Origin of the sequence: Reyranella sp. (assembly GCF_965228225.1) — a bacterium.
Lineage (GTDB): Bacteria > Pseudomonadota > Alphaproteobacteria > Reyranellales > Reyranellaceae > Reyranella.
Window position 1 is genome coordinate 3,208,495 of sequence record NZ_OZ245801.1, and the last position, 12,318, is coordinate 3,220,812.

The 12,318-nt window shown below is 66.6% G+C and carries 14 protein-coding genes; 13 read left to right on the forward strand and 1 reads right to left on the reverse strand.

Features of this window, described 5'->3' with window-relative positions; genetic code table 11:
* The first annotated feature begins 9 nt into the window (after positions 1-9).
* The 11 genes from ACO07K_RS15505 to ACO07K_RS15555 all read left to right on the forward strand — a co-directional run bounded on the left by ACO07K_RS15505 (position 10) and on the right by ACO07K_RS15555 (position 10,359).
* Positions 10-1,188 (forward strand): ABC transporter substrate-binding protein, encoded by a 1,179-nt coding sequence (locus tag ACO07K_RS15505; protein ID WP_422029298.1) that lies wholly within the window; start codon positions 10-12, stop codon positions 1,186-1,188.
* 89 nt (positions 1,189-1,277) lie between these two features.
* The gene (locus ACO07K_RS15510; protein WP_422029300.1) at positions 1,278-2,192 is read left to right on the forward strand and encodes a branched-chain amino acid ABC transporter permease; all 915 of its coding nucleotides are present in this window, start codon (positions 1,278-1,280) and stop codon (positions 2,190-2,192) included.
* Positions 2,193-2,274: 82 nt separating this feature from the next.
* The gene (locus tag ACO07K_RS15515; protein WP_422029302.1) at positions 2,275-3,252 is read left to right on the forward strand and encodes a branched-chain amino acid ABC transporter permease; all 978 of its coding nucleotides are present in this window, start codon (positions 2,275-2,277) and stop codon (positions 3,250-3,252) included.
* Positions 3,245-3,997 carry an ABC transporter ATP-binding protein gene (locus tag ACO07K_RS15520; protein ID WP_422029304.1) on the forward strand — a complete coding sequence of 251 codons (753 nt, stop codon included), beginning with the start codon at positions 3,245-3,247 and terminating at the stop codon, positions 3,995-3,997. Before ACO07K_RS15515 ends, ACO07K_RS15520 begins: the two co-directional genes overlap by 8 nt.
* Positions 3,997-4,698 carry an ABC transporter ATP-binding protein gene (locus ACO07K_RS15525; protein WP_422029306.1) on the forward strand — a complete coding sequence of 234 codons (702 nt, stop codon included), beginning with the start codon at positions 3,997-3,999 and terminating at the stop codon, positions 4,696-4,698. The genes ACO07K_RS15520 and ACO07K_RS15525 overlap by 1 nt, the downstream gene beginning before the upstream one ends.
* 16 nt (positions 4,699-4,714) lie before the next feature.
* Positions 4,715-5,800 carry a polyamine ABC transporter substrate-binding protein gene (locus ACO07K_RS15530; protein WP_422029307.1) on the forward strand — a complete coding sequence of 362 codons (1,086 nt, stop codon included), beginning with the start codon at positions 4,715-4,717 and terminating at the stop codon, positions 5,798-5,800.
* A 1-nt stretch (position 5,801) separates the two neighbouring features.
* On the forward strand, positions 5,802-6,800 hold the full coding sequence (locus ACO07K_RS15535) for an ABC transporter ATP-binding protein (RefSeq protein ID WP_422029309.1): 999 nt from the start codon (positions 5,802-5,804) through the stop codon (positions 6,798-6,800).
* Positions 6,801-6,993: 193 nt separating this feature from the next.
* Entirely contained in the window at positions 6,994-7,833 is an 840-nt protein-coding gene (locus ACO07K_RS15540) for an ABC transporter permease (RefSeq protein ID WP_422029311.1), read from the forward strand.
* Between the two features lie 24 nt (positions 7,834-7,857).
* A complete protein-coding gene (locus tag ACO07K_RS15545) occupies positions 7,858-8,649 on the forward strand; it encodes an ABC transporter permease (RefSeq protein WP_422029313.1) in 792 nt (263 codons plus the stop codon).
* An 88-nt stretch (positions 8,650-8,737) separates the two neighbouring features.
* A complete protein-coding gene (locus ACO07K_RS15550; RefSeq protein ID WP_422029315.1) occupies positions 8,738-9,922 on the forward strand; it encodes a sulfite oxidase in 1,185 nt (394 codons plus the stop codon).
* Positions 9,919-10,359 carry a hypothetical protein gene (locus ACO07K_RS15555; RefSeq protein ID WP_422029317.1) on the forward strand — a complete coding sequence of 147 codons (441 nt, stop codon included), beginning with the start codon at positions 9,919-9,921 and terminating at the stop codon, positions 10,357-10,359. The genes ACO07K_RS15550 and ACO07K_RS15555 overlap by 4 nt, the downstream gene beginning before the upstream one ends.
* A gap of 12 nt (positions 10,360-10,371) precedes the next feature.
* Here the strand turns inward: ACO07K_RS15555 and ACO07K_RS15560 are convergent, their stop codons facing one another.
* Positions 10,372-10,683, reverse strand: coding sequence for a winged helix-turn-helix transcriptional regulator (locus ACO07K_RS15560; RefSeq protein WP_422029319.1), 312 nt, complete (start codon positions 10,681-10,683; stop codon positions 10,372-10,374).
* Between the two features lie 86 nt (positions 10,684-10,769).
* Between ACO07K_RS15560 and ACO07K_RS15565 the strand changes: the two genes are divergently transcribed.
* Both ACO07K_RS15565 and ACO07K_RS15570 read left to right on the forward strand, forming a co-directional pair.
* Positions 10,770-11,327, forward strand: coding sequence for a carboxymuconolactone decarboxylase family protein (locus ACO07K_RS15565; protein WP_422029321.1), 558 nt, complete (start codon positions 10,770-10,772; stop codon positions 11,325-11,327).
* Positions 11,328-11,354: 27 nt separating this feature from the next.
* Positions 11,355-12,245 carry a LysR family transcriptional regulator gene (locus ACO07K_RS15570; protein ID WP_422029323.1) on the forward strand — a complete coding sequence of 297 codons (891 nt, stop codon included), beginning with the start codon at positions 11,355-11,357 and terminating at the stop codon, positions 12,243-12,245.
* Positions 12,246-12,318: the final 73 nt, after the last annotated feature.

Sequence of the window (12,318 nt, forward strand, 5' to 3'; positions counted from 1 at the left end):
CGACGGCTCATGAAGAACAGTTTGTTTGGGTCCGCAACAATTGCGGCGGCGATGGCGTTCGGCCTGCCCGCGATGGCCCAGAGCCCGATCAAGATCGGCTTCGTCAGCACGTTCTCCGGCCCGCAGGCCGCGATCGGCGAGGACATGCGCCGCTCCGTCGAACTCGCCAAGGAACATCTCGGCGGCAAGATGGGCGGCAAGCCCTTCGAGATCATCTACGAAGACGACCAGTTCAAGCCCGACGTGGGCAAGGCGCGTTCCGAGAAGCTCGTCCAGCAGGACAAGGTGAACTTCATCGGGGGCTACATCTGGTCGAACGTGCTGCTGGCCTCCTACAAGCCCGTGGTCGACGAGGGCGACACGATCCTGGTTTCGGCCAATGCCGGTCCGTCGCAGATCGCGGGCGAGCTGTGCAACAAGAACTTCTTCTCGACCTCCTGGCAGAACGACCAGACGCCGATGGCGATGGGCGAGTATCTCAACACCAAGGGCGTGAAGAGCCTCTACCTGGTCGGCCCCAACTACGCCGCCGGCAAGGACATGCTCGCGGGCGTCAAGCGCACGTACAAGGGCAAGATCGTCAGCGAGGACTACACCAAGTGGCCCGACCAGCTCGACTTCTCGGCCGAGATGACCAAGATCGCTGCCGCCAAGCCGGACGGCATCTTCATCTTCTACCCCGGCGCGCACGGCGTGCAGTTCGTGAAGCAATGGGCGCAGTCCGGCCTCAACAAGACGGTGCCGCTCTACCAGGTGTTTTCGATCGACGCGATCACCCTGCCGCAGCAGGGCGACCTCGCGCTGGGCACGCTGGGCGCCCAGGAATGGGTCAACGACCTGCCGAACGAGGCCAACAAGAAGTACGTCGCCGACTTCAAGAAGAAGCACGGCACCTATCCGTCCTACTACGGCGCGCAGAGCTACGACGCGATCATGCTGATGGCGTCGGCCGCCGAGGCGCTGAAGGGTGACCTGTCGAACAAGGACAAGGTCCGCGCCGAGATGAAGAAGGCGAACTTCAAGTCGGTTCGCGGCGACTTCAAGTTCGGCAACAACAACTTCCCGATCGAGAATTTCTACATCCAGGAAACGGTCAAGGACCCGCAGGGCATGATGACGGTGAAGACCATCGCCACCGCCGTGAAGGACGCGGTCGATCCCTTCGCCGCCAAGTGCCCGATGAAGTGACATAGCTTTCCTCCCCATCTGAATGGGGAGGGAGAAGAGTGGGAGCGCGGCAACGCGCTCCCGTTTTGTTTGAGAGCGTGACGGAATAGATGGAATATCTGCTGCTCCAGGTGCTGAACGGCGTGCAGCTCGGCCTGCTGATGTTCCTGCTCGCCGCCGGCCTGACCCTGACTCTGGGCATCATGGACCTGGTCAACCTGGCGCACGGCTCGCTCTACATGATGGGCGCCTACATCGCCTGGACCCTGATCGGCGTCACCGATTCGTTCGTGCTGGGCGCACTGCTGGCGCTGCCCGCAACTTTCCTGCTGGGCGTGGTCGTCGAGGCCGTGGTGATCCGAAAGCTCTACGCACGCGACCACCTCACCCAGGTGCTGGCGACCTTCGGCCTGATTCTGTTCTTCAACGAGCTGGTGCGTGCGCTCTGGGGTCCCGCCGGCAAGAGCATCGCGGTGCCCCCCTTCCTGAACCGCACCATCGAGATCCTGCCGGGCGTGCCCTATCCCGCCTACCGCTTCGCCATCATCGTCGTGGGCGCGCTCGTCGCGATCCTGCTGGCCTGGCTGGTGGCGCGCACGCGCCTCGGCATGCTGATCCGCGCCGGCGCCTCCAACCGCCGCATGATCGGTGCGCTGGGGGTCAACATCGAGCTGTTGTTCAGCCTGGTCTTCGGTCTGGGCGCGGTGTTCGCGGGCCTGGCCGGCCTGATGTCCGCCCCTATCGCGTCGGTGCGGATCGGCATGGGCGACGACATCCTGATCCTCGCCCTCGTCATCATCGTCATCGGCGGCATCGGCTCGATCAAGGGCGCCTTCATCGCCGCCATGGTGGTCGGCCAGATCGACATCGTGGGCCGCGCCTTCCTGCCCGACATCCTCAAGACCTTCATGAGTTCCAGCGCCGCCTCGAGTGCCGCACCCGCCATCTCCCAGGTTATGGTCTACGTTCTGATGGCCGTGGTGCTGGTGTGGCGGCCGACCGGCCTGTTCGGGCAGCGCACATGATGGCCTCGCACCTTCGCCTCAACGGAGCGCGCCACTCCAGTGGCGCATCTTCACATGAGCGCCACTGGAGTGGCGCGCTCCGATGAGGGACCTCGTCTCCTCACTCCGCACGCCGCGCGGGATCGCAACGGCCGTGATCCTGCTGGTGCTGGCGGTCCTGCCGCTGCTCACCCAGGCATTCGACCAGCGCTATCTTCTGTCGATCGGCACCCGCATCGTCATCTGGTCGATCGCCGCGGTCAGTCTCAACATGATCCTGGGCTATGGCGGGCTGGTGAGCTTCGGCCACGCGATGTTCTTCGGGATCGGCGGCTATGCGGTCGGCATCCTGTCGGCGGAAGGGATTTCCAGCGGCTGGATCCAGTGGCCGATCGCCCTGCTCGCGGCCACGGCGTGGGCCGTCGTGATCGGCGCGCTGTCGCTCCGGACGCGCGGCCTCTACTTCATCATGATCACCCTGGCTTTCGCTCAGCTCGTCTACTACGTGGGCAGCGGCCTCGAAGCCTATGGCGGCGACGACGGGCTCAATATCAGCCGCAGTCGCTTCCCCGGACTGATCGACCTGCGCGACAAGGCGAGCTTCTACTGGCTGTGCTTCGCCCTGCTCTGCGCCAGCCTGTGGTTCTGCGGCCGCTACGCCAACTCGCGCTTCGGCCTGGTGATCCGCGGCGCCAAGTCGAACGAACTGCGCATGACGGCGCTCGGCTTCCCGGTGTTCCGCTACCGGCTGGCGGCGTTCACGATCTCCGGTGCGTTCGGCGGCCTCGCCGGCATTCTGCTCGCCAACGAGGGCGCCTATGTCTCGCCCGCGATGATGTCGTGGATGAAGTCGGGCGACCTGATCGTCATCGTCGTGCTGGGCGGCATGGGCACGCTGTTCGGCCCCCTCTACGGCACCATCGCTTTCTTCGTGCTGGAGGAGGCGCTGCCGCCGCTCCTCAACCTCGCCCACAAGGGCTGGGGCGAATACTGGATGATCGTGTTCGGCCCGCTGCTGGTCCTGATCGCGCTCTACGCGCGCGGCGGCATCGACTCCCTGTTGGGACGCCGTCATGACTGAGCCCCTGCTGCGCACCGAGGGGCTGGTGAAGCGCTATGGCGGCCTGCTGGCGACCGACAACGTGTCGATCGACGTCCGGCCGGGCGAAATCCACGCGCTGATCGGCCCGAACGGCGCCGGCAAGACCACCCTGATCCATCAGCTCACCGGCGTCGTCGCCCCGGATTCGGGCGCCATCCATTTCGCCGGCCGCGACGTCACCCGCCTGCCGACCCATGCGCGGGTGCGGCTGGGGCTGGGCCGCTCCTTCCAGATCACCTCGGTGCTGCGCGAGTTCACGGCGCTGGAGAACGTGGCCCTCGCGGTGCAGGGCCATGCCGGCCATTCCTTCCGCTTCCTGGCCGATGCGCGGCGCGACGAAAGCCTGCGCGGCCCCGCCCGCCGCCTGCTCGAAGAGGTCGGGCTGGGCGAGCGTGCCGGCACCCTGGCCGCGTCGCTCAGCCATGGCGAACAGCGCCAGCTCGAGATCGCCATGGCACTGGCCGGCGATCCGCGCCTGCTGCTGCTCGACGAACCGATGGCCGGCATGGGCGTCGAGGAGAGCCAGCGGCTGATCGGCTTCCTCCAGGCGCTCAAGCAGAAGCACGCCATGCTGCTGATCGAGCACGACATGGACGCCGTGTTCCAGCTCGCCGACCGCATTACCGTCCTCGTCTATGGCCGCGCCATCGCCAGCGGCTCGCCCGACCAGATCCGGGCGAACCCGGAGGTGCGTCAGGCCTATCTCGGCGAGGAGATGGGCTGATGCTGAAGGTCCGCGAACTCGACGCCTTCTACGGCCCCAGCCAGGCACTGTTCGGCATGGAACTGCGCGTCGACGCCGGCGAGGTCGTGACCCTCATGGGCCGCAACGGCATGGGCAAGACCACCACCGTGCACACGATCATGGGGCTGCTGCCGGCGCGCCGCGGCACGGTCGAGTTCGAGGGCAACAGGGTCGAGGGCCTGCCCGCCTTCCGCATCGCCCGGCTCGGCCTCGGCCTTGTACCGGAGGGACGCCAGATCTTCCCCAACCTCTCGGTGCGCGAGAACCTCTTGGCCGCCAGCGCCAACCGCACGGCGCGGCCGAGCCCGTGGACCATCGCGCGGGTCTTCGAGTTCTTCCCGCGCCTGGCCGAGCGCCAGCGCAACATGGGCAACCAGCTCTCCGGCGGCGAGCAGCAGATGCTGGCGATCGGCCGCGCGCTGATGACCAACCCCAAGCTGCTGATCCTCGACGAGGCGACCGAGGGGCTGGCGCCGCTGATCCGCCAGGAAATCTGGTCCTGCCTCGGGCGGCTGAAGAACGAGGGTCAGGCGATCCTGGTCATCGACAAGAACGTGTCGGCGCTGATCCCGCTCGCCGACCGCCACCACATCGTCGAGAAGGGCCGCGTCGTCTGGGTCGGGTCATCCCGGGACCTGGCCGGGGACAAGGACCTGCAGCACAGGTATCTTGGCGTCTGATCCTGCGGAGTTGCCGATGCGTCTGCTTGCCGTTGCCTCGTTGCTCATCCTCGCCGCTGTCGGTCCCGTCGCCGCGCAGGGTTCGGTCAACGTCTACAACTGGTCGGACTACATCGCCGAAGACCAGGTGAAGGACTTCGCCAGGGATAGCGGCATCAAGGTCAACTACACGACCTACGACAGCAACGAGATCCTCGATGCCAAGCTGCGCACCGGCCGGTCGGGCTACGACATCGTCGTGCCGACCGCCTCGCCGTTCTTTGTGCGGCAGCTCCAGGCCAATATCTTCCTGCCCCTCGACAAGGCGAAGCTGAAGAACTGGAAGAACCTCGATCCCGAGATCATGACGGCGCTGGCCAAGTACGATCCCGGCAACGCCCATGGCGTGCCCTGGATGTGGGGCACGACGGGCATCGGCTACAACGTCGCCGAGATCAAGAAGCGCCTGCCCGACGCGCCGGTCGATTCGCTGCGCATGATCTTCGATCCGGCGGTCGTCTCGAAGTTCCAGGATTGCGGCGTCATGCTGCTCGACAGCGCCACCGACGTGCTGCCGGCCGCGCTCAAGTATCTCGGCCTCGATCCCGATTCGAAGAAGCCCGAGGATCTCGCCAAGGCCGCCGACGTGGTGAAGGCCGTGCGGCCCTACGTCCGCAAGTTCCATTCCTCGGAGTACATCAACGCGCTGGCCGGCGGAAACATCTGCCTGGCCTTCGGCTATTCCGGCGACGTCTTCCAGGCGCGCGACCGCGGCGCCAAGGCCGCCAGCAAGGTCGACATCGAGTATTCGATCCCCAAGGAAGGCTCGCAGCTCTGGATCGACGTCGTGGCCATTCCGAAGGACGCGCCCAACCAGGCCAATGCCTATCGCTTCCTGGACTTCATGCTGGAGGCCAAGGTCGCCGCCGCGTCGAGCGAGCTCACGGGCTACGCCAACGGCAACAAGGCCGCTTTCGCCCTGCTGCCCAAGGACATCTCGGAGAGTCCGCTGATCTACCCGCCGGCCGACGTGCGCGCCAAGTTCTACACCATCACGGCCGGCACCGCCGAACAGGTGCGGGAACGCACGCGGCTGTGGACGACCATCAAGACGGGCCGTTGAATTGGATTCAGGACCGATCGTCCGCATCGAGGGACTGACCAGACGCTTCGGGCCGATCGTCGCCGTCGATCGCGTCGATCTGGAGATCGCGCGCGGCGAGCTGTTCGCGCTGCTGGGCGGCTCGGGCTGCGGCAAGACCACCCTGTTGCGCATGCTGGCCGGGTTCGAGACGCCCGACGAGGGCCGGCTGTTCATCGACGGCCAGGACATGACCGACGTGCCGCCCTACCGGCGGCCGGTGAACATGATGTTCCAGTCCTATGCCCTGTTCCCGCACATGGATGTGGCGTCCAACGTGGGCTACGGGCTGCGCCGCGACGGGGTCAAAGGCCCGGAGATCGCGGAGAGGGTCGCGGAAATCCTGACCCTCGTGCATCTGCAGGACCATGCGAGGCGCAAGCCGTCGCAGCTCTCCGGCGGCCAGCGCCAGCGGGTGGCGCTGGCGCGGGCGCTGGTGAAACGGCCCAAGCTCCTGCTGCTCGACGAGCCGCTGGCGGCGCTCGACCGCAAGCTGCGCGAGAGCACGCGCTTCGAGATGGTGCGCCTGCAGGAGCAGCTCGGTCTCACCTTCGTGATGGTGACGCACGACCAGGAAGAGGCAATGTCGATGGCGACCCGGCTCGCCGTGATGAATGCCGGCCGCATCGCCCAGATCGGCACGCCGCACGAGGTCTACGAGCATCCGGCCTCGCGCTTCGTGGCCGACTTCATCGGCATCGCCAACATCATCACGCTCGACGGCGGCGGCTGGATGGCGCTGCGCCCGGAGAAGATCACGCTCTCGGCCGAGCGGCCCGCCCTGCCGCAAACCGTCACCGGCCGGATCGCCGACGTCGCCTATGAGGGCGACCGCTCGCTCCATCATGTCGAAACCGAAGCCCACGGCACGATGACCGTTTCGACGACCAACACCAGCCGCGCCGCCGGAGACGCCTTCGCACGCGGCCAGCCCGTCTGGCTGGGCTGGTCGGACGAGGCCGGCCAGCGGCTGGAGGCCTAGAGCGCCAATGGGCGAGATGGAATCGAGCCGAGCATTCCAACACCGACCTCACCCTGAGGAGCATCGCGCAGCGATGCGTCTCGAAGGGTGGGAACGCGCACCTTGCCTGTTGCCCATCCTTCGAGACGCGCCGCTTCGCGGCGCTCCTCAGGATGAGGTAAGTGGGTCAATACAAATGGAAGGACTGTAGGCGATGCGCTTCGTCGTCGGCCTGCCCTTCCTGTGGCTCGGGATCTTCTTTCTGCTGCCCTGCCTCCTGGTGCTGGCCATCTCGCTGGGAACCTACGCGCCCGATTCGGTGCCGCCGGTCGAGCTGGGCCTCAGCTTCAAGAGTTTCGCGCTGCTCTTCTCCGACGATCTCTATCTGGCGGCCTGGCTCTCATCGCTGCGCATCGCCGCGACGTCGACCCTGGTGGCCCTGCTGCTGGGCTATCCCATGGCCTACGCCATCGCCCGCGCCGCGCCCAACCGGCGCCCGCTGCTGCTGATGCTGGTCGTGCTGCCCTTCTGGACCTCGTTCCTGATCCGCATCTACGCCTGGATGGGCCTCCTGGCCGACAACGGACTGATCGAGCAGTTCCTGCGCTGGACCGGCCTCGCCGCCAATCCCGGCACCATCCTCGGTACCGAATGGGCGGTGCATCTCGGCATCGTCTACGCCTACCTGCCCTTCATGGTGCTGCCGCTCTACGCCACCCTGGAGAAGCTCGACGACAGCCTGCTCGAAGCCGCGGCCGATCTCGGCGCCAAGCCCTTCATGGCTCTCCTGACCATCACCCTGCCGCTGTCGCTCCCCGGCATCGTGGCGGGCTGCCTGCTGGTCTTCATCCCGGCGGTCGGCGAATTCGTGATCCCGGACCTGCTGGGCGGCACCGAGACGCTGATGATCGGCAAGGTGCTGTGGGACGAGTTCTTCACCAACGGCGACTGGCCGCTGGCCTCGGCGGTCGCGGTCTGCCTGCTGGTGCTGCTGGTCGGACCGATCGCGCTGTTCCAGCGCAACCAGGCGCGCAGCCTGGAGCGGCGCACATGAGCGCTTTCGCATGACAGGTCGCGCATGAGGGGCCGCGCGCGCCTTGCCTTCGGCATGCTGGCCTTCGGCTACGCCTTCCTCTATCTGCCGATCGCGCTGGTGATCGTCTATTCGTTCAACGAGTCGCGCCTCGTCACCGTCTGGTCGGGCTTCTCCCTGAAATGGTGGCACGCGCTGTTCGCCAACGAGGCGATGCTGCAGGCCGCGTGGCTGTCGCTGCGCATCGCCCTGGTGAGCGCCACCGGCGCGGCGCTGCTCGGTCTCGCCGCCGGCTACGCGCTCGTGCGCGCACCGCGCTTCCCAGGGCGTACCTTGTTCGGCAGCCTCGTGGTCGCCCCCATGGTGATGCCGGAAGTCGTCATGGGCATCTCGATGCTGCTGCTGTTCGTCGGTTCGGAGCGGCTGTTTGGCGGACCGGATCGCGGCTTCCTCACAATCGCCATCGCCCACACGACCTTCTCGATCGCCTTCGTGGCCATCGTGGTACAGGCCCGTCTCTCCGACTTCGACCGCGCACTGGAAGAGGCCGCGATGGATCTCGGCGCCACGCCCTGGGTGACCTTCCGCACCATCACCCTGCCCCTGATCGCGCCGGCCGTCGGCTCGGGCTGGCTGCTCGCCTTCACTCTGTCGCTGGACGATCTGATCCTGACACAGTTCGTGGCCGGCGCGCAGTCGCAGACCCTGCCGATGCGCGTCTATTCCAGCGTGCGTCTGGGCGTCGACCCGCAGATCAACGTGCTCGCCACCCTCATCGTCACGGTCGCAGCCTGTGCATTGATCCTGTCCGGCTGGCTGACGCGGCGGCGCGCTTGAGCTAATAAGACCTCCTAAGGGAGGAATAAAAATGCTTCATTCCGGAACGTCCAAGGCGTCACGCCGTAATGTGCTGAAGGGGGTCGGGATGGCCACTGTCGGTGCATCGTTGGGGGCTTCTTTGCCGGTGAGCGGCGCGGCTCGGGCGCAGGGCGCGCCGGCGGCCGCCAAGGGACCGAAGCTGCTCGAGATGGACGGCAAGGCGAAGCTTGCGGTTCTGGGCGACAAGCCGCTCGTCGCCGAGACGCAGGCCGAACTGCTCGACGACAATGTCACGCCGACCAACAAGCTCTTCATCCGCAACAACGGACAGGTGCCCGATGTCACGGGCGACCCCAAGGTGTGGAAGGTCAAGATCGACGGCGAGGTCAACACGCCGCTGGAGATCAGCGTCGGCGACCTGATGACCAAGTTTCCGGCCGTCACCTACCAGCTGATGCTGGAGTGCGGCGGCAACGGCCGGTCCTTCTTCACGCCGGAAGCGCGTGGCAACCAGTGGACCAACGGCGGCGCGGGCTGCCCGATGTGGACCGGCGTGCGCCTGGCCGACGTGCTGAAGGCCGCCGGCCTGAAGCCCTCCGCCGTCTATACCGGCGCCTATGGCGCCGATCCGACCCTGGCCGGCGAAACCAACAAGCCGACCATCTCGCGCGGCGTGCCGATCGCCAAGGCGATGGAGGAACACTCGCTGATCGCCTTCAAGCTGAATGGTCAGGACCTGCCGCTGATCCATGGCGCCCCGGTCCGCCTCGTCATTCCGGGCTGGCCCGCCTCGGCGTCGACCAAGTGGCTGAACCGCATCTGGATCCGCGACAAGGAACATGACGGTCCCGGCATGGGCGGCTTTTCCTACCGCGTGCCGAAGACGCCGATCGTCCCCGGCAGCAAGGGCAACGACAAGGACATGGCGATCCTGGAATCGATGCCGGTCCGCTCGATCATCACCTTCCCGGCCGACGGCAGCCGCCTCACCTCGCGCAAGCTCGACCTGCGCGGTCATGCCTGGGCCGGCGACTTCGACATCAAGACCGTCGACATCTCGACCGACTACGGCGTCACGTGGAAGCCCGCGAAGGTCGACGCCCCGGCCAACAAGTATGCCTGGCAGAACTTCACCGCCTCGATCGAGCTGCCGACGGCGGGCTACTACGAAGTCTGGGTCAAGGCGACCGACAGCAAGGGCGTGACCCAGCCCTTCCAGGCCGCCAACTGGAACCCGCAGGGCTACGGGGCCAATCCGGTCAACCGCATCCGCGTGCTCGTCGAATCTTGACCCGCATCAACGTGATACACGCCGCCGTCCTCGGCCTGACGGCGACGTTCGTGCTGCTCGCCTTCGATCGCGCCGGCGAGTTGCACAGGGACAAGTACGTCTACGCGCCGCCGGCGCCCAAGGTCGCCGCGGCGCCGGCCGTCGTCGATCCCGACAAGGGCAAGCCGCCGCCACACAACGACACGGTCGAGAACCTGCCCGAGGGCAAGAACCGCGAGCTGACGTTCTATACGTGCACGGCCTGCCACGGCGTCGCGCTGATCAAGGCGCAGGGCCTCACGCGCGACCTCTGGGATTCGACCATCGACCTGATGCTGGAGAAGCATCGCATGCCGCCGATCAAGGCCGAGGAACGGACGGAGATCGTCGACTATCTCGCCGAGAGTTTCCCGCCGCGCCGCAAGGGCCGAGGCAGCGACAATCCGTTCCTGAAATGAGGCGGGCGGCGGCTAGGCCGTCGCCTTCGCCCACTTCTCCGACCAGGTGTGCAGCGGCAGGAACAGCCGCAGCAGCTCGTTGCCCAGCGCCGTGAGCCGGTAGCCCACCGCCTCGTCGAGCTCGACCAGCTTGGCCTCGCGCAGCTCGGCCAGTCGCGTGTTCACGATGGTCGGGCTGGCGCCGATCAGGTCCTGCAGCTCGCGGAAGCGCTTCGGCTCCTCGCGCAGTTCCCAGACGATGCGCAGGGTCCAGCGCCGGCCCAGCAGGTCGAGCAACGCCATGATCGGGCGACCGGTCGTCGAGCCGCGCACCCTCTTCACCATCTATTACACTCCGTTACTACATTTTCTGTAGCGACTCGCGTCGCTCGTTGCTACGGAATGTGTAGCAACCCCGATGGAGATCCGCCATGCCCCGCATCGCTCCTGCCGAAGAGCCCTATCCAGCAGAGATCGCGACCGCCCTGGCGCGCACCATGCCCCGTGGCTTCGCACCGCTGGTCCTGTTCCGCACGATGGCGCGCAACCCGCGCGTCTTCGGGAAGATGTTCGCCGGCGGCCTGCTCGACAAGGGCGCCCTCTCGCTGCGACAGCGCGAGGTCGTGATCGATCGCACGACGGCGCGGCTGGGCGCCGAATACGAATGGGGCGTCCATATCGCCTTCTTCGCGGAGAAGGTCGGCTTCGATGCGGAGACGATTGCCGCCACGGTCCACGGGTCGGCCAGTGCACCCTGCTGGTCAACCGACGAACAGGCCCTGCTGGCCGCCGTCGACGATCTGGTCGACCGCCGCACGATCGGCGACGAAACCTGGGCCCGGCTCGCCGCCCATTTCGACGAGGCCCAGATTCTCGAAGCGATCGCGCTGGCGGGCTACTACCACACGATCAGCTTCCTCTGCCGCGCCCTCGACCTGCCGCTCGAAACCTACGGCGCGCGCTTTCCGGCACCGCCTCTGCTAGGCTGAGTACGCCATGACGCCCGCCCGCCCCTCATGATCGACAAGCTGGAGTTTCTTCTGGCGCTGGCGCGGGAGCGAAATTTCGGCAAGGCCGCGGAGATCTGCGGGGTCACGCAACCGACCTTCTCGGCCGGCATCAAGCACCTGGAAGAAATGCTGGGCGTGATGCTGGTGCAGCGCTCCTCGCGGTTCCTGGGCTTCACCGCCGAAGGCGACCGTGTGCTCGAATGGGCCCGCACCATCGTTGCCGACACGCGCGCCATGCGACAGGAGGTCAAGGCGCTGCGCAAAGGCCTGACCGGCCGCCTGCGGATCGCCGCCATCCCGACGGCGCTCGCCATGGTGTCGGCCCTGACGACGCCTTTTCGCGCGAAGCACCCCAACGTGCAGTTCACCGTCCTGTCGCGGACCTCGACCCAGATCCTCTCGATGCTGGAGAACCTCGAAGTCGATGCCGGCTTGACCTATACCGACAACGAACCGCTGGGACGCCTGCGGGCGGTACCGCTCTACCTGGAGCAGTACCGGCTGCTAACGTCGGAGAACAGCCCGCTCGGCGACCGCGCCCGCGTGACATGGGCGGAGGTCGGCCGGATCCCGCTCTGCCTGCTCACGCCCGACATGCAGAACCGGCGCATCATCGACCAGCTGCTGGGCGCCGTCGGCGAACGCTCCGATCCGACGCTCGAATCCAATTCGATGATCGTGCTTTTTTCGCATGTGCGCACCGGCCGCTGGGCCAGCGTGATGCCGGAGAAGCTGGCCGATACGTTGGGACTGACCGAGCACCTGCGCTCGATCCCCATCGTCGAGCCCGAGGCAGTGCACGGGATCGGGCTCGTGGTGCCGCCGCGCGAGCCCATGACTCCCCTCGCCACGGCCTTGGTTGCCGAGGCCGAACAGCTGGCGAAATCGCTGGCGTGAGGTCCACGCGATAGAGCCTCTCTATCGCCTGATGGGTCTGCTTTGTTGAAGCGACGCGCCCGACGGCAGATCA

Bases quoted from the DNA above. Each gene is read 5' to 3' on its own strand.
- ACO07K_RS15505 (WP_422029298.1), top strand. From the start codon at position 10: ATGAAGAACAGTTTGTTTGGGTCCGCAACAATTGCGGCGGCGATGGCG.
- ACO07K_RS15510 (WP_422029300.1), top strand. From the start codon at position 1,278: ATGGAATATCTGCTGCTCCAGGTGCTGAACGGCGTGCAGCTCGGCCTG.
- ACO07K_RS15515 (WP_422029302.1), top strand. From the start codon at position 2,275: ATGAGGGACCTCGTCTCCTCACTCCGCACGCCGCGCGGGATCGCAACG.
- ACO07K_RS15520 (WP_422029304.1), top strand. From the start codon at position 3,245: ATGACTGAGCCCCTGCTGCGCACCGAGGGGCTGGTGAAGCGCTATGGC.
- ACO07K_RS15525 (WP_422029306.1), top strand. From the start codon at position 3,997: ATGCTGAAGGTCCGCGAACTCGACGCCTTCTACGGCCCCAGCCAGGCA.
- ACO07K_RS15530 (WP_422029307.1), top strand. From the start codon at position 4,715: ATGCGTCTGCTTGCCGTTGCCTCGTTGCTCATCCTCGCCGCTGTCGGT.
- ACO07K_RS15540 (WP_422029311.1), top strand. From the start codon at position 6,994: ATGCGCTTCGTCGTCGGCCTGCCCTTCCTGTGGCTCGGGATCTTCTTT.
- ACO07K_RS15545 (WP_422029313.1), top strand. From the start codon at position 7,858: ATGAGGGGCCGCGCGCGCCTTGCCTTCGGCATGCTGGCCTTCGGCTAC.
- ACO07K_RS15550 (WP_422029315.1), top strand. From the start codon at position 8,738: ATGGCCACTGTCGGTGCATCGTTGGGGGCTTCTTTGCCGGTGAGCGGC.
- ACO07K_RS15560 (WP_422029319.1), bottom strand. From the start codon at position 10,683: ATGGTGAAGAGGGTGCGCGGCTCGACGACCGGTCGCCCGATCATGGCG.
- ACO07K_RS15565 (WP_422029321.1), top strand. From the start codon at position 10,770: ATGCCCCGCATCGCTCCTGCCGAAGAGCCCTATCCAGCAGAGATCGCG.
- ACO07K_RS15570 (WP_422029323.1), top strand. From the start codon at position 11,355: ATGATCGACAAGCTGGAGTTTCTTCTGGCGCTGGCGCGGGAGCGAAAT.